Annotated in this window: 18 protein-coding genes; 4 read left to right on the forward strand and 14 right to left on the reverse strand. The window is 69.1% G+C overall.

What is annotated here, in order from left to right; all coding sequences use genetic code 11:
• Positions 1-24: 24 nt before the first annotated feature.
• The 3 genes from bioD to IB227_RS07825 are packed head-to-tail and all read right to left on the reverse strand — an operon-like array spanning position 25 to position 2,556.
• Complete coding sequence (gene bioD / locus IB227_RS07815) at positions 25-675, reverse strand: dethiobiotin synthase (protein ID WP_192286874.1); 651 nt, start codon at positions 673-675, stop codon at positions 25-27.
• Positions 672-1,964 carry an adenosylmethionine--8-amino-7-oxononanoate transaminase gene (gene bioA / locus IB227_RS07820; protein ID WP_192286875.1) on the reverse strand — a complete coding sequence of 431 codons (1,293 nt, stop codon included), beginning with the start codon at positions 1,962-1,964 and terminating at the stop codon, positions 672-674. The genes bioD and bioA overlap by 4 nt, the downstream gene beginning before the upstream one ends.
• Positions 1,965-2,010: 46 nt before the next feature.
• Positions 2,011-2,556, reverse strand: a complete 546-nt coding sequence (locus IB227_RS07825; RefSeq protein WP_225591621.1) for a M23 family metallopeptidase — start codon at positions 2,554-2,556, stop codon at positions 2,011-2,013.
• A gap of 199 nt (positions 2,557-2,755) precedes the next feature.
• Here IB227_RS07825 and IB227_RS07830 point away from each other — a divergent pair, with 199 nt between their 5' ends.
• On the forward strand, positions 2,756-3,046 hold the full coding sequence (locus tag IB227_RS07830) for a hypothetical protein (protein ID WP_192286877.1): 291 nt from the start codon (positions 2,756-2,758) through the stop codon (positions 3,044-3,046).
• A gap of 16 nt (positions 3,047-3,062) precedes the next feature.
• On the opposite strand, the gene IB227_RS07835 is transcribed toward IB227_RS07830, so the two are convergent.
• From IB227_RS07835 to IB227_RS07855, 5 genes are all read right to left on the reverse strand, one after another.
• The gene (locus tag IB227_RS07835) at positions 3,063-4,046 is read right to left on the reverse strand and encodes an aldo/keto reductase (protein ID WP_192286878.1); all 984 of its coding nucleotides are present in this window, start codon (positions 4,044-4,046) and stop codon (positions 3,063-3,065) included.
• A gap of 16 nt (positions 4,047-4,062) precedes the next feature.
• Positions 4,063-5,109 (reverse strand): NAD(P)-dependent alcohol dehydrogenase, encoded by a 1,047-nt coding sequence (locus IB227_RS07840; protein ID WP_192286879.1) that lies wholly within the window; start codon positions 5,107-5,109, stop codon positions 4,063-4,065.
• A gap of 238 nt (positions 5,110-5,347) precedes the next feature.
• Positions 5,348-6,244 carry a LysR family transcriptional regulator gene (locus tag IB227_RS07845; RefSeq protein WP_192286880.1) on the reverse strand — a complete coding sequence of 299 codons (897 nt, stop codon included), beginning with the start codon at positions 6,242-6,244 and terminating at the stop codon, positions 5,348-5,350.
• Between the two features lie 300 nt (positions 6,245-6,544).
• Positions 6,545-7,240 (reverse strand): TorF family putative porin, encoded by a 696-nt coding sequence (locus IB227_RS07850; protein ID WP_192286881.1) that lies wholly within the window; start codon positions 7,238-7,240, stop codon positions 6,545-6,547.
• Between the two features lie 115 nt (positions 7,241-7,355).
• Entirely contained in the window at positions 7,356-8,156 is an 801-nt protein-coding gene (locus tag IB227_RS07855; protein ID WP_192286882.1) for a hypothetical protein, read from the reverse strand.
• Between the two features lie 197 nt (positions 8,157-8,353).
• Between IB227_RS07855 and IB227_RS07860 the strand changes: the two genes are divergently transcribed.
• Positions 8,354-9,319, forward strand: a complete 966-nt coding sequence (locus IB227_RS07860) for an HPP family protein (protein WP_313253059.1) — start codon at positions 8,354-8,356, stop codon at positions 9,317-9,319.
• A 107-nt stretch (positions 9,320-9,426) separates the two neighbouring features.
• Here the strand turns inward: IB227_RS07860 and IB227_RS07865 are convergent, their stop codons facing one another.
• The 3 genes from IB227_RS07865 to IB227_RS07875 form a co-directional block, all read right to left on the reverse strand.
• Positions 9,427-9,933: a hypothetical protein gene (locus IB227_RS07865; RefSeq protein WP_225591622.1), complete on the reverse strand. Its 507-nt coding sequence runs from the start codon at positions 9,931-9,933 to the stop codon at positions 9,427-9,429.
• Between the two features lie 146 nt (positions 9,934-10,079).
• The gene (locus IB227_RS07870; RefSeq protein WP_192286884.1) at positions 10,080-10,739 is read right to left on the reverse strand and encodes a glutathione S-transferase family protein; all 660 of its coding nucleotides are present in this window, start codon (positions 10,737-10,739) and stop codon (positions 10,080-10,082) included.
• 106 nt (positions 10,740-10,845) lie between these two features.
• Positions 10,846-12,081 carry an MFS transporter gene (locus IB227_RS07875; protein WP_192286885.1) on the reverse strand — a complete coding sequence of 412 codons (1,236 nt, stop codon included), beginning with the start codon at positions 12,079-12,081 and terminating at the stop codon, positions 10,846-10,848.
• A 102-nt stretch (positions 12,082-12,183) separates the two neighbouring features.
• Here IB227_RS07875 and IB227_RS07880 point away from each other — a divergent pair, with 102 nt between their 5' ends.
• On the forward strand, positions 12,184-12,621 hold the full coding sequence (locus tag IB227_RS07880; RefSeq protein ID WP_192286886.1) for a helix-turn-helix domain-containing protein: 438 nt from the start codon (positions 12,184-12,186) through the stop codon (positions 12,619-12,621).
• A 15-nt stretch (positions 12,622-12,636) separates the two neighbouring features.
• On the opposite strand, the gene IB227_RS07885 is transcribed toward IB227_RS07880, so the two are convergent.
• From IB227_RS07885 to IB227_RS07890, 3 genes are all read right to left on the reverse strand, one after another.
• Complete coding sequence (locus IB227_RS07885) at positions 12,637-13,224, reverse strand: TetR/AcrR family transcriptional regulator (protein ID WP_192286887.1); 588 nt, start codon at positions 13,222-13,224, stop codon at positions 12,637-12,639.
• A gap of 38 nt (positions 13,225-13,262) precedes the next feature.
• Positions 13,263-13,388 carry a hypothetical protein gene (locus IB227_RS18560; RefSeq protein ID WP_263863695.1) on the reverse strand — a complete coding sequence of 42 codons (126 nt, stop codon included), beginning with the start codon at positions 13,386-13,388 and terminating at the stop codon, positions 13,263-13,265.
• A 75-nt stretch (positions 13,389-13,463) separates the two neighbouring features.
• Positions 13,464-14,465, reverse strand: coding sequence for a hypothetical protein (locus IB227_RS07890; protein WP_192286888.1), 1,002 nt, complete (start codon positions 14,463-14,465; stop codon positions 13,464-13,466).
• A 79-nt stretch (positions 14,466-14,544) separates the two neighbouring features.
• On the opposite strand from IB227_RS07890, the gene IB227_RS07895 reads away from it, so the two are divergent.
• On the forward strand, positions 14,545-15,087 hold the full coding sequence (locus IB227_RS07895) for an AAA family ATPase (protein ID WP_192286889.1): 543 nt from the start codon (positions 14,545-14,547) through the stop codon (positions 15,085-15,087).
• Positions 15,088-15,129: the final 42 nt, after the last annotated feature.

A 15,129-nucleotide genomic window follows, 5' to 3' on the forward strand; every position in this document is an offset into this window, starting at 1 on the left:
CTGCGGGAGAGGGACCGGGCAGCGTCAGCCCAGGTCGATCCGCGGCACGTCATACCAGGCCGCGTCCGGGAAGCGCGCCTGCACCCACTGACGGATGAAGTTGCGACTGTCGGCCGCGATCACCTCGTCGGTGCTGTCATCACGACTGTTCCAGGCCACGCCGTGCAGCGCGATGCCGCGTGCGGCCAGCGCTTCCAGCGACAGCAGCGTGTGGTTGATGCTGCCCAGCCGGCCCGAGGTCACCAGCAACACCGGCCAGCCCTTCTCCGCCACGTAGTCGATGGTCAGCAACTGCTCGGTGAGCGGCACCATCAGCCCCCCGGCACCCTCCAGCAGCACCGTGCCGTAGCGCGTGGCCAACGTCGCGGTGGCGCGCTCGATGGCGTCCAGGTCCAGCGTCCGCTGCTCCAGCCGCGCGGCCAGGTGCGGCGAGGCCGGGTAGGCGAACAGCACCGGCATGGTGGTGCCGTCGCGGTCCTCCTCGAACAACCCGGTGCCCATGATGCGCCGGTGCAGCAGGATGTCATCGGAGGCCCCCACGCAGCCGGTCTGCACCAGCTTCTGGGTGATCACGTCCTCGCCCTGCTCGGCCCATTGCCGGGCCAGCCAGCCGGTGACCACGGTCTTGCCGATCTCGGTGTCGATGCCGCTGACGAATACCACCTTGCCGCTCATGCGCGCAGGTCCTCCGCGTCCAGTCCCGCCACCAGCGCGACCATGCCGTCGCACAGCTGTTGCAGCTGGGCGTCGCTGATCACGTACGGCGGCATCACGTACACCAGCCGCCCGAACGGACGGATCCAGATGCCCTGCTCCAGCATGCGCTGCTGGATGCGCTCCAGCCGCACCGCGGCCTTCAGTTCGATCACGCCGATCGCGCCCAGCACGCGCACGTCGGCCACCTGCGGCAGCGCGCGCGCCGGTGCCAGCCGATCGCGCAGGGTGGCCTCGATCGCGCCCACCCGGCCCTGCCAGTCCTGCGACAGCAGCAACTGCGTGGAGGCCAGCGCCACCGCGCAGGCCAGCGGGTTGGCCATGAACGTCGGGCCGTGCATGAACACGCCCGGATCACCGGCGGCGATCACGTCGGCGATCTCGCGCCGGGTCAGCGTGGCGGCCATCGTCATGTAACCGCCGGTCAGCGCCTTGCCGATGCACAGGATGTCCGGGGTGATGCCGGCATGCTCGCAGCCGAACAGGCGGCCGCTACGTCCGAAGCCGGTGGCGATCTCGTCGCAGATCAACAGTACGTCGTATTCACGGCACAGCCGCGCCAGCTCGCGCAGGTACTGCGGGTGATAGAAGCGCATGCCGCCAGCGCCCTGCACCACCGGCTCGATGATGAAGGCGGCCAACTCGTCGGCACGTTCGGCGAACAGCGCGGCAACCGGCGCGATGTCGGCCGGGTCCCAGGTGCCATCGAATGGTGTCTGCGGCGCCGGCACGAAGCAGCGCGACGGCAACGAACTGCCAAACAACCCGTGCATGCCGGTGACCGGGTCGCACACCGACATCGCGTTCCAGGTGTCGCCGTGGTAACCCGAGCGCGTGGTGGCGATGTTGCTCTTGCCCGGACGCCCGCGCGCGGCCTGGTACTGGATGGCCATCTTCAACGCCACTTCCACCGACACCGAGCCGGAGTCGGCGTAGAAGATCGCATCCAGCTGCTGCGGCACAATCTGCAGCAGCAGCTTGCCCAGCGCGATCGCCGGCGCGTGGGTGAGCCCGCCGAACATCACGTGCGACATCCGCCCCAGCTGCTCGACCGCGGCCGCGTTCAGCACCGGATGGTTGTAGCCGTGGATGGCGCACCACCATGAGGCCATGCCGTCGATCAGCTGCGGGCCGTCTTCCAGCTGCAGCAGCACGCCATCGGCGCGCGCCACCTTGAGCACCGGCACCGGGCTGCCTAGCGAACTGTAGGGGTGCCACAGGTGGTCCCGGTCGAATTGGTCAATCACCATCGTTGCGACTCATGCCGCGCGGGGGGCGGCTTGCAGGGGGCGTACCTTACCGCTTGGCGGGGTTGGCTGCATGCATCAACGGCAGCGGATCCAGCGCGCCGTCCGGCCCGTAGATGCCGTAGTGCAGGTGCGGCGGCGTGCCCTTGGCGTTGCCGGTGTCGCCGACGATGCCCAGCACCTGGCCGGTCCCGATCACGTCACCGGCCACCAACCCCAGTGCCCAGCCGTCCAGGTGTGCGTAGTAATGGCGCTGCCCGGCCGGGCCCAGCAACCAGACCTGTTTGCCGCCCAGGCCGCGGTCGCGCACGCTGAGCACCACGCCTTCGGTGGCGGCCCGCACCGGGGTTCCCCGTGCGGCGAAGATGTCCACGCCCTGGTGCGTGCGGTCACGCCCGCGCGGCGCGCCAAACGTGGCAGCGATCTGCCGCGCACCGATGCCCTGCACCGGGACGGCGATGGCGTGCGGTGCCGGCAGCCGTGACAACCGCCAGCCTTCGCGCGCGATGATCGCGAACGGCTGCTTCCACAGCCACGCGCCGCCGCCGAGCAGCAGCGCGCACGCCAGCAATCCCCACCCCCATGAACGCTTCATGCCCATCCCTGCGATTGATCGAAGGGCCACAACGCTAGCAGCATGCAGGCAGCCACGGCCAACGTTTCGCGCAGGGTTTGAAGTGGTTTCGTGACGCAGTGGCGCCACTTCTCTTCCACTTCACCTTCGCCCCATGCAGCGCTCACGCAACGACCGGATTCTGGGTGCGCGGCATCACGCCGCGTCACTGCCGTCGGCCATGCCCGCACCGTACGAACTGCTGTCCAGCACATGGGTGTTGTCGAGCGCCGGCTACTTCGTGGTACTGGTGGTGGCCGGCGCGGTGTCCCGGCTGGCGTTCGATTTCATCGCCGTGATGTGCTTCATGGCGTTGCTGGGGGCATGGCTGGCCAGCAGCGGGCTGGATGCCGTCAAGGTGCTGGTGATGCTGGCCGCGCATGGCATGGCAACGGCGGGCGCGGACCGCCAGGTCAAACGCCTGGCGCGTGCCCGCCGCCCCCGGCCCGGCGTGGAGGGAGGCGTTCAATGACGCCCCCGCTGCGATCTCAGCGTCCGGTCACGCGCTGCAACTGCTGCGGATAGCGCTCGCCGACCACGGTGATCGCGTCCAGCGCGCGGGTGATGTCCGCCATCTCGGCCGCGTCCAGCGCCACCGTCGTGGCGGCGATGTTCTCTTCCAGGCGGTGCCGCTTGGTCGTACCCGGGATCGGCACGATCCACGGCCTGCGCGCCAGCAGCCAGGCCAACGCGATCTGCGCCGGGGTGATGCCCTTTGCCGCGGCCAGGCGGACGATCACCTCCAGCAGGCCGGCGTTGGCGCGCCGGCTCTCCTCCGAGAAGCGTGGCAGGCGGCTGCGGAAGTCGCTCGCCTCGAAGGAGGTGCTCGCATCCATCGCGCCCGTCAAGAAGCCCCGGCCCAACGGACTGAACGGCACGAAGCCGATGCCCAGTTCCTCCAGCAGCGGCAGGATCTCCTGCTCCGGCTCGCGCCACCACAACGAGTACTCGCTCTGCAGCGCGGCCACCGGTTGCACCGCATGCGCGCGGCGGATCGAATCCGCGCCGGCTTCGGACAGCCCGAAGTGCTTCACCTTGCCCTCGGCGATCAACTCGCGCACGGTGCCGGCCACGTCCTCCATCGGCACCGCCGGGTCGACGCGGTGCTGGTAGAACAGGTCGATGCGGTCGGTGCGCAGGCGCTTGAGCGAGGCCTCGGCGACGGCACGGATGGTCTGCGGTCGGCTGTCCACGCCCTTGTTGCCGTCGGCATCGCGGAAGCCGAACTTGGTGGCGATCACCACCTGTTCGCGGATCGGCGCCAGGGCCTGCCCGAGCAGGTCCTCGTTGGTAAACGGGCCGTAGACCTCGGCGGTATCGAAGAAGGTCACGCCACGCTCGAAGGCCGCGCGGATCAAGGCGATGCCGTCGGCGGTGCGCACCGGCTGGCCGTAGGCATGGGTCAGCCCCATGCAGCCCAGGCCCAGCGCGGAGACTTCCAGCCCGCTGTTTCCAAGTACACGCGTGCGCATGCGGTTCTCCCTGCGATCAGGCGGCCAGCGAGGCCATGTCGATCACGAAGCGGTAGCGGACATCGGACTTCTCCATGCGCTCGAAGGCATGGTTGATCTCGTCCATGCGGATCATCTCGCAGTCCGGCAGGATGTTCTTCTTCGCGCAGAAATCCAGCAGTTCCTGGGTCTCGCGGATGCCACCGATCGGCGAGCCGGCGATGCGACGGCGGCCCAGCAGCAGCGGCACCGTGCTGGTTTCATCCATCGGCCCGATCTGGCCGACGATCACCAGCGTGCCGTCCACGTCCAGCAGCGGCAGGTACGGGTCCAGCGCATGCTTGACCGGCACGGTATCGATGATCAGGTCGAACGCGGACGCCGCCTGCGCCATGGCCTCGGCGTCCTCGGACACCAGCAGGCGGTCGGCGCCCAGCGCCAGCGCGTCGGCACGCTTGCCTGGGCTGCGGCTGAGCACGGTGACGTCCGCACCCAGGCCGACGGCCAGCTTCACCGCCATGTGGCCCAGGCCACCCAGGCCGATCACGCCGACGCGGCTGCCGGGACCGATGTTCCAGTGGCGCAGCGGCGACCAGGTGGTGATGCCGGCGCACAGCAGCGGCGCGGCGCGCGACAGGTCCAGCCCGTCGGGCATGCGCAGACAGAACTCCTCGCGCACCACCAGATGCTTGGCGTAGCCGCCCTGGGTCGGTTCCCCACTGATGCGGTCGGCCCCGGCATAGGTGCCCACCATGCCCTGGCGGCACAGCTGCTCCTCGCCACGGCGGCACTGGTCGCATTCCATGCAGCTGTCGACCATGCAGCCCACCGCCACGTGGTCGCCGACCTTGTAGCGGCTGACATCGGGGCCGACCTCGATCACCCGGCCGACGATCTCGTGGCCCGGCACGATCGGGTAGTAGCTCCAGCCCCAGTCGTTGCGCGCGGTGTGCAGGTCCGAGTGGCAGACGCCGCAGTAGATGATTTCCATCGCCACGTCATTGCCGCGCAGCGTGCGGCGCTCGAAGGCGTAGGGGGCCAACGGCGAGGTGGTGTCGTAGGCGGCGTAGCCGAAGGTCTTCATGCGGGCATCCTGTAGCGGGGAACGAAGCAAGGCCGACAGTCTAGGCAGCCGACCGTGACGGATTAAGTCACGACGGCGGGATGCGGTAATGAGCACCGCTCATCAATCCCGGCAGGAGCGGCCTTGGCCGCGAAGCCGGGGTACGACCCGTGGCGGGGTTCATGCGATCACGGATGGGATGAGGGGCTGCGCGCGCGTGTTGATTGGCGATGCAGCGTGCTGCGCGGCCACGGCGCGCCTACCCGGCGGGGTGGCGCAGGGCCTCGATCACGACCTGCAGGGCCCGCGAGGCCTGGCGACGGCTGGGGTAGTACGCGTAGTAGCCGTCGTAGGGCTCGCACCAATCCTCCAGCACCCGTTGCAGGCGACCGGTGGCCAGGTGCTCGTGCATCAGGTCTTCGGGCAGGTAGGCCAGGCCCACGCCGGCCAGCGCCGCGCGCAGTGCCGGGGCACTGCCGTTGAAGATCCACTGCCCTTCCACGCGTGACTTGTACTGCACGCCATCGCGGTCGAACTCCCAGGGCAGCAGGCCGCCATGGGTGGGCAGGCGCATGCCGATGCAGTTGTGCGTGACCAGCTCCTGCGGTGTACGCGGGATGCCGTGCGTGGCGAAGTACGCCGGCGTGGCCACCACCGCGATGCGCTGTGGCGGGCTGACCGGCACCGCGATCATGTCGCGCGCCAGGTGTTCACCGAGGCGGATGCCGATGTCGAAGCGCTGCGCGACGATGTCGGTGAGGCCATAGTCCACCGCCACTTCCACCTTCAGCTGCGGGTACTGCGGCAGCATCGACGACAACCGCGGCCAGACGTACAGGTCGGCGGCATGGCCCGTGGTATTGATGCGCACCGTGCCGACCGGCGTATCGCGGAACTGGCCCATCATCGCCAGCTCGGCCTGGATGTCCTCCAGCCGCGGTGCCACCGATTCGTACAGATGCTCGCCGGCCTCGGTCATCGACACGCTGCGGGTGGTGCGGGTCAGCAGGCGGATGCCCAGCCGTGCCTCCAGCTCGCGCATGGTGTGGCTGAGCGCCGACTGCGACACGCCGAGCTGTGCCGCCGCACGGGTGAAGCTGCCTTCCCGGGCAATGGTGACGAAGGCCAGCAGGTCGTTGAGGTTGTCGCGGGACATGGGGGCACCGGAAACGTGGTGCCCCATCTTGGGCGCGGTACGCGGCGCCTGCAATGCGGAGCACGGGCAGGGAGCAGAAGCGAAGCAACAGCAAAGCACCCCTCCCCAGCCCTCCCCTTGCTGTCGCAAAGGGAGGGGGTGGTTGTGCATGGTCTGAGAGCATGCAGCGCAGCCCCGCTGTTGCCCCCTCCCTTGCACCGGAGGTGCAGGGGAGGGTTGGGGAGGGGTGCTTCGCTGTTGCCCCCTCCCTTTGCGACAGCAAGGGGAGGGTTGGGGAGGGGTCGCTCCACCGCGCCTCGATCAGAACGCTCCCTGCAACGCCATTTCCCAACGCGTGCCGGCGAGATCATCCCCGAACAGCGCACGTGCATGGCGATCGGTGCCATGCACGCTCAGCCGCACCTCCAGCGGCGTCACCACGCTCCAGATCGCGTTGAGCTGCCCATGCGCATAACCACCGCCGCGTGCGTCCTGCAAGATGTAGTAGCCGGCCATGGCTTCAAGCCGCAGCCGCTCGTTCACCGGCCAGCGCGCGCCCAGCTGGCTGTACAGGCCATCCTGCCGGGTCCCCAACGCCTGCGGTGACCAGCCCAGTGAGAGCCAGTAGTCGCGCCGCCAGGTCACCGTCGTGTTGAGCTCGGTCCAGTTCAGGTCCACGGTCGTGGCCGGATAGCGGTAATGCAGCAGGTTGGCATCGATGCTCCACTCCGGGGACAGTGCGCCCGCCCAGCCCACGCTGAAATCCAGCTCGCTGCTGGCGTGCACCTGCGGGGCAAACTCGACGTTGGAGCCGGACACCGCGGCGTACAGCCCCTCCGCTGCGGCAACACGGAAGCCCGCCTGTACGGCCGCATCGCCCTGGGTCTGGGAGGAACCGCGCCACACGTAATCGCTGGTCAGCGTCGCATTGCCGCTGATGGTGGCGCCGAAGGCCTCCGGGTTGCAGCCGAAGGTGGCTGCCACGAGGATCGGCAGCGGGAGGGTCGAAGGTTTCATGGGGTTTTCCGGGAAGGACCGCGCACCCTGCGCGGCGACCCGGAAAGTGTGGTTTTCCCTCGCGTAAACCCGCGATGGCGATGACCGTCCGCCGCCATCAAATCCGCATAAAACCTCAGCGCGCCGCACCCGCTTCAAGGAACACCGGGTCCTGCGCGCCCCTCGGCCCCGGTGCCTGGAAGGCAGGCAGCATCCGGATCGGATCCTCCGGCGGCCCACAGCGCAGCAACTGCCACTGGCTGGGCTTGAAACGCGCCTGTGCGCCGTCCGGCTCGCCGACGGCGAACTCGGCCACGATGTCATAGTCGATCAAGGGCACGTTGAACCACGCATCGTCACCGGCCTTGCAGTCCAGGTGCGGTACATCGGGGTCAAGCACGTAATCACCGCTGTCGCCGTCGAAGCGGTACACCGGGCCGATGCGCTGGTCACCGGCCAGGGTCACGCGGGTGGCCGAGGTTTCCAGTTGGGTGGCCCACGCGCCTGCCACCTGCACGGGCTGCGGAAAGCGCAGCCGGTCCAGCCCGCGCAGCTCCACCGGCCGTTGCGGCTCACCGTTGTCGAACGGGTCATAGCGATTGACCAGGGTGCCGCGTGGCACCTGCAACTCGCCGTACTGGAAGTCCCGGTCAAGCAGGAAGCTGCGGCGGCGCTGCTTGTACCAGTCCTGGAGCGCGATCTGCCGGTCGATCTGGTGCAGCTTCACCACCACGACGACCGCCCAGCCGCACAGAACCACCGCCAGCACGCTCCACAGCCGCACCTTCCAACTGAAGAACGCCGCGATGCTGCCCCTCCTGGCCAGGAAGTACCACCCCGCATAACCCGCCAAGGCCACCGCCAACCCGAGCCCCAGCGTCGGCAGCACGAACATCAACAGCAGCATCTGCCACGAAATCAGGGGTCCGGGAATCATCGCCCACCACGATCCAGCATCATTTCCATGCCCCATCGTAGCCGCTACGCGCCGGCTTATCCGCTGGACGCATATCGCTACAACCAATCCACATCAGCGCGATGTCGATCCGGCCCGGTTCGGCATCACCCTGCGGGGCGGCTTCGGTGCAGAATTGCGCGCCCGCCCCCTGCCCCGCCGTGATGAAATCCTTCCCCGTGCCCCTGCATTCCCTGCGCAGCTGGTTGAGCATCGAGCGCAACCAGACCGGGCATGGCGAGAAGTGGATCTCCGCGCTGGGCGCACTGCTCGGCATCCTGGTGGTCTACCAGCTCACCCATTGGTGTTTCCCGCACGGTTTCCGCGGCAATGCCGGCGGTGCCATCCTGCTCGCCTCGATGGGTGCCTCGGCGGTGCTGGTGTTCGCGGTCCCGCACGGTGCCCTGTCGCAACCGTGGCCGGTATTGGCCGGACATCTGTTCTCGGCCTTCATCGGCGTCACCTGCCAGATGCTGGCACCGGACCATGCCTGGACCGGTGCGGTGGCCGTGGGCCTGGCGGTCGGCGCGATGCATTACCTGCGCTGCATCCATCCCCCCGGGGGTGCCACCGCGTTGGCCGCGGTGATCGGTGGCAGCGATGTGCACGCGCTGGGCTACCAGTACCTGCTCACGCCCGTGGCGATCAACGTGGCGGCCATCCTGCTCGCCGCGGTGGCGTTCAATGCCTGCTTCGCCTGGCGGCGCTACCCGGTGCACCTGCATCGCCGGCAACCGCGCGCGGCGGCGGTCGTCCCGCTGCAGCGCCGGGTGGACCTGACCCAGGAGGATTTCCACGCAGCGATCGGCCAACTCAACTCCTTCGTCGACATCACCGACGAGAACCTCACCGAGCTGCTGGAGCTGGCCAAGCAGCACGCCGAGCGCGACACCCTGCATCCGGCCGCGATCACGCCGGGCCGCTACTACAGCAATGGCCGGCTGGGCCGCGCCTGGAGCGTGCGCCGCATCGCGGTGACGCCGGCGCTGGACGGCCCGTCCTCCGACCGGCTGGTGTACGCGGTGGTGGCCGGTGACGGCATCGGCAGCATCGGCCACGCCAGTGCCGCGGAACTGCGCCAATGGGCGCGCTTCGAGGTGGCGCCCGACGATGGCGGGCGCTGGAGCAAGGCGCGGGAAGACTGAGCGCCCGCGCGTAACCGGTCAACCGGCGCCGTAGCGACGCCACGCCGGTCGTGCCGTCCCTGTTTCAACACCGCAGGTGACCACGGCGTGGTCCCTGCCGGCAGGCGTCAACCGCCGGACCACCGGCCGCCGCCCTGGGCGCAGCTGTCCGGCAGCACCGCCAGGTCTTCGGCGGAGCGCTCGTAGTAGTAGCCATCGAATGGGTGGCCGAACAGCTGCTTGCAGCTGCCCTGCGATGGCGACGGGCAGGCGTCCATGTAGGTGATCTGGCCGGCCTTGCCTCCCATCTGCGCCGAGGTCTGCGCCAATCCCTCGCACATGCGCTTGAGTTCGGCTTCGCTGGACGCACCGGTGGTCTGCACGCAGTCGCGCGAGCGGATGGTCTTCCCCAGCACGTTGAACTCGCCGGCGATCATGCAGGCGTGGCCCTGCGGCGCCTGGCCCGGCGCCTCATGGACCACCGTTGCATTGGGCGCGGGCTCGGTGCCGGCTTCCGGTGCCGGCGCAGGTGCTTCAGGCGTGGCCGGCGCGGCAGGTGCTGCCGGTTGCGTGCATGCGGCCAGGCCGATCACGCAGACCAGCCCAAGTGCATATCGGTGGATCGTCATTGCCATGCGGTGCTCCTTGCGATTGATTGCAGGGACCGATCCTGCCGCATGCGTGGCCGATACACCACCCGTCCGGTCGGCCGGTGTCGCCTCCAGCGTGTCGCCGGCGTGGGTGACACCGCGCATCGTCGGCAGCCACCGCCGTCGCCGGATCAGTCGCGGTCCGGCGCACCCAACGGGAACAGATGCCGGTACATCCGTGCTTCCTCCACCGCACGCGCGAACGAGGGGCGCGCCAGCAGGCCGGCGCGGTAGGCCTGCAACGCGGGATAGCGGTCAGCGATGCGCGTGGTCCAGTCGGCGTAGAACAGCGCGGGCGCAGCGGCGCAGTCGGCCAGGCTGAACGCGCTGCCGCAGGCCCATGCGCCGTCCTGCAGCCGGCCCTCGACCCAGCCGTAGGCCCGTTCCAGCTTCTGCGCGGCATCGGCATGCGCCTGCGCGCGCCGCGCCGGGTCACCGCTCAGTGCACCGGCCACCGCCTGCTGTACCGGGCTCATCACGTGCAGGTCGAAGAAGCGGTCCATGAACCGCACCGCCAGCGCCTGCATCGGGTCGTCCGGGATCAGCCGTACCGCGCCGGCATGCCGCAGCTGCAGGTACTCGATGATGATGCTGGTTTCCACCACGTCACGATCGCCATCGAGCAGCAACGGGAACTTGGCCAGCGGCCAGTGCTGCAACCACTGGCTGACGTGCTCCGGCGTCTCCGGCCCCAGGCTGCGGAAGGTGAACGGCGTGGCGTTCTCGTACAGCGCGATCAACACCTTCTGCGTGTACGAGGAGAACGGATGACCATAGAGCACCAGCGACATCGGCCCATCTCCCGGCATCCAGTGATTGCGCGTTGTAAGCCCGCACGCACCGCCGCACAAGTGCCGGCCAGGCGCCTATCCGCGCGCGGGGGCGCATGCGCATCCATCAGGATGCCTCGGTCGTGGATGCGGGGAGTGTGTCGCGGGTAAGCCACCAGAACAGCCACGCGGCGCAGCTGATGGCCGCGCCCAGCGCGCAGACGCCGTTCCAGCCAAAGCGTGCGTAGGTGGCGGTGGTGGCGATGGCGCCCAGGCCGCTCCCCACCGCGTAGAACAGCATGTACAGGCTCACCAGGCGCCCGGCGGCCTGTGCCTGCCCGCGCAGGATCAGGCTCTGGTTGGTCACGTGCAGTGCCTGCCCGCCCATGTCCAGCAACACGATGCCGGCCACCAGCGCCCACAGCGAGGCCGGCATCCACGACAACGGCCACCACGCCAGCACGAGCAGCAGCAACGCCAGCGCCGTGGTGGCCTGTGCCCGGCCGCGGTCGGCCCAACGGCCCGCGCGCGCGGCGGCCAGCGCGCCCACCGCGCCCACCAGCCCGAACGCACCGATCTGCGTATGCGAGTACCCGTAAGGGGCTGCACTCAAGGGCAGCACCAGCGCCGTCCAGAACACGTTGAACGCGGCAAACATCAGCAACGCCAGCACACCGCGCACCTGCAGGGTGCGGTCACGCCACAGCAGCTGCCCCATCGAGCCCAGCAGGCGCGCGTACGCCATTCCCTGCGCGGCGGGCGCTTGTCCTGGCAACCGCCGGTACAGCAGCAATGCCATCACCAGCATCAACGCCGCCGCGCTGGCATAGACCCCGCGCCAGCCCCAGGCATCGCTGACCGCCCCGGCGAACACCCGTGCCAGCAGCAGGCCCACGAACACACCGCCCTGCGCCGCCCCGACCACCCGCCCCTGCTCGCCGGGCGTCGCCGCACTGGCGGCATAGGCGATCAGCCCCTGCGTCATCGCCGTGCCCAGCATGCCCACCACCAGCATGCCCGCCAGCAGGGCGGCCGGGCCGCGGGCCAACGCCACCCAGCCCAGCGCCATCACCAGCAGTGCGGCCTGCACCAGCATCAGGCGGCGCCGCTCCATGCGGTCACCCAGCGGCACCAGTACCACCAGCGCCAGCGCGCAGCCCAGCTGCGTCGCGGTGACCACCCCGCCCACGGCCGCATGGGAGATCGAGAACGTGGCCGCCAGTGCATCCAGCAACGGCTGCGCGTAATAGACGTTGGCCACGCTCATGCCACTGGCGACCGCCAGCAGCCCAACCAGGGCCGGCGACGTCACAGCGGCGGGCGAACGGCACCCGTCCGGGCAGGGGGTTGGCAGGGCAGGCATGCACCGCATCCATCTAGTTGCATATTGCAACCAGATGGATGCTAGCCACCATGGTTTCGAAATGCAACTACAATGCCGTGCAGTCCCCCGTGGAATCCATCGATGAGCACCCCCACGCCCCAGCCCTGTCCGGTCGCACGCAGCGTCGACCTCATCGGCGACCGCTGGTCGCTGCTGATCGTGCGCGATGCCTTCGACGGCATGCACCGCTTCGGCGACTTCCAGCGCAGCCTCGGCGTGGCCCGCAACATCCTCAGCGACCGGCTGCGCAAGCTGGTTGACGCCGGCATCCTGGCCACCCGCGCCGCCTCCGATGGCAGCGCGTACCAGGAATACGTCCTTACCGCGAAGGGCGAGCAGCTGTTCCCGGTGGTGGTCGCCCTGCGCCAATGGGGCGAGCGCCACCTGTTCAAGCGGGGCGAGCGTCATTCACAGCTGCTCGACAACCGCACCGGCAAGCAGGTGCCCTACATGGCACCGCGGGCTGCTGACGGCAACCCACTGCCGGCGTCCGGCACGCGGGTGAAGAAGATCGGCTGAAAGCCGGGTGCCGGCTCAGCGGGCCAGGTACTGGTCCAGCACGGGCCCGGCCGTCTCGGCGATCGTGCGGATGCTGGCCTGCGACAACGCCGGCAACTGCGTGAAGTAGCGGCTCAGGCCGATCCCCCACAGGTGCGACATCAACAACTCCATCTGCAGCGGCGAGCGCGCATGGCCGGCCTTGAGGATGCCGGTGGTCAGGGTCTGGCGGAACACCGCCATCCCCGTCGGTGACGCCAGCGCGGTACGCATCACCGCGCGCAGCGCATCGGCGCCCTCCGGGTTCTCCCACATCTGCAGGTAATGCGTGACCAGGCTGCGCCCGTCGGCGCCGGACGCCAATGCCGCGACGAAGTCCGCGGTCAGCGGCGCGATGCCCGCCACCACTTCGGCGTACAGGCCTTCCTTGGAGCCGAAGTAATGGATCAGCGTGGAGGCATTGACCTCACCGGCCGCGGCGATCGCGCGCAGGCTGGTGGCCTCGTAGCCCCGGCTGGCGAAAGCGTCGCGCGCCAGTTCGAGCAGCCGCTCGCGGGAGTTGTCGGTGCCGGGCGGACGCCCGGCGGCCCGGCGGCGGGCGGTGCGTTTGGTCGGAGTATTCAACGGCAGCTCGCGGTGCGGTGATCGGCGCGCGCCACTGCTCAGCCGTTGAGCACCGACTGCACCAGCAGGCCGCCGGCCACGCAGAACGCCATGATCCAGGCCGCCGCCTTGAGCGTGCCGCTGATCATGTTGCCGCCGAACAACAGCTGCAGGAAGGAAGACATGGCGCCGGCTCCGGAAGGGGTGCCGGCAATATACAACACATGTTGCATTCAACGCATGCCCGGCAGGAGCGGGGCTCAGAACTGACCGCGCTCGGTGCCTTCCCGCCAGGCGTCCGGCCGTGGCTCCCAGTCGCCCTCCCCCAGCACCGCCTGGACCAGGTTGCCGACCGGATAGCCCAGGCGGGCCTCGGCCGCCAGACCGGCATCGTCCCGCTGCGCCGCCGCCACGAACGCGCGGAATGCCGGCTCGTCGTTGGCTGCCAGCGCGGTGATCTTGCGTGCCAGGTCGTAGGACAGCCGGTTGCCCTCGTCGACGGCGAGGAACGACTTGCCGGACCAGAACGTCTGGATGCTCACCGCGTCCCAGTACGCCGCGTGCTGGGCGGCAATCTCGTGCGGGAAGTACATCTGCGCACCCGGCGCGGCCAGGTGCGGGAACAGGGTGTACTCGGTGTTCACCGCCAGCCCTTCGTTCAACCAGGCGGGAATCGGCAGGTGCTGCAGCAGGCAATGGGTCAGCTCGTGCGCGATCACCGGCTCCATCGCATCGATGTTCTCCAGCGGCATCACGAAGTGGCCGTAGCCGGCCTGGATGAACATGCCCGAGGACATCGCGTACTCGCCCTCGTCGGGGTAGTAGTGGCCGATGTAGGTGTAATAGTCGTCCGGGTCATCGAACACCATCACCACGTACTTGCCGTGGCCGCCCTCCACCGCAAGCGCGCCCAGGCTGCGGTTGATCCGTGCCAGCATGCGTTGGCAGGTCGCCAGGAACACCTGGGCCGGCCGCTCCTGCAGGTTCGACAGCAGCAGGAAGTCCTGCGACTCATGGATGCCGTAGTGCTCGCCAAGCGCTGCGTTGAGCGCCTGCAGCCAGGCATGCGCGGCGGACGTCCAGAACACATGGGCATCGGCATCGTCGATGTCCTGCGCCACTTCCTGCTGCACGCGCTGCCAGTCCGGGATTGGCAGCACGGTCCCGTCGAACCAGTGCATGTGTACCGGCACGCGCGCCATCCGTGCAGCGGGCCGCGCGGCCTCGGGCCTGGCGAACAAGCGCTTCAGTCGTCCAATCACAGCCATCCTCCCTGTCCACGCCCGATGATAAGCGGCGGCCGTCGCCCGCGTGTCCGGGCACTGCCGGCATAATCGGCCCATGACCACGCTCGCCGACCTCGGCCCGCGCATCTGCGTCCTGGGCCCTTCCAACAGCGGCAAATCCACGCTGGCCGTGGCCATCGCGCGCCACCGGCAGCTGCAGGCGGTCCACCTGGACCAGCTCTTCCACCTGCCACACACCGACTGGCAGCCGCGGCCGGAGGCCGACTTCCTGCAGCTGCATGCCGACGCCATCGCGCAGGAGCGCTGGGTCATGGACGGCAACTACAGCCGTTGCCTGCCGGCGCGGCTGGCGCGCGCCACCGGGTTCATCCTGCTCGACCTGCCCACCCGCACCAGCCTGCTGCGCTACTTCCGCCGCAGCTGGTTCGAACGCAATCGCCATGGTGCGCTGGCCGGCAACCAGGACACGGTGAAGTGGGCGATGCTGCACCACATCGCCATCGTCACCCCGCCCCACCGGCGCCGCTACGACCAGTTGTTCGAAGGCATCGCCCTGCCCAAGCTGAAACTGGCCAACACGCGGCAACTGCAGCGCTTCTATGAAACCGAGGGGCTGGCCCGCGAACCGGCACCCTGACGGCCGTGCCTTGCGCGGAAGACACAAAGGCCGGGCATCTGC

It is taken from the genome of Stenotrophomonas sp. STM01, from assembly GCF_014852135.1.
GTDB classification, from domain to species: Bacteria; Pseudomonadota; Gammaproteobacteria; order Xanthomonadales; family Xanthomonadaceae; genus Stenotrophomonas; species Stenotrophomonas capsici.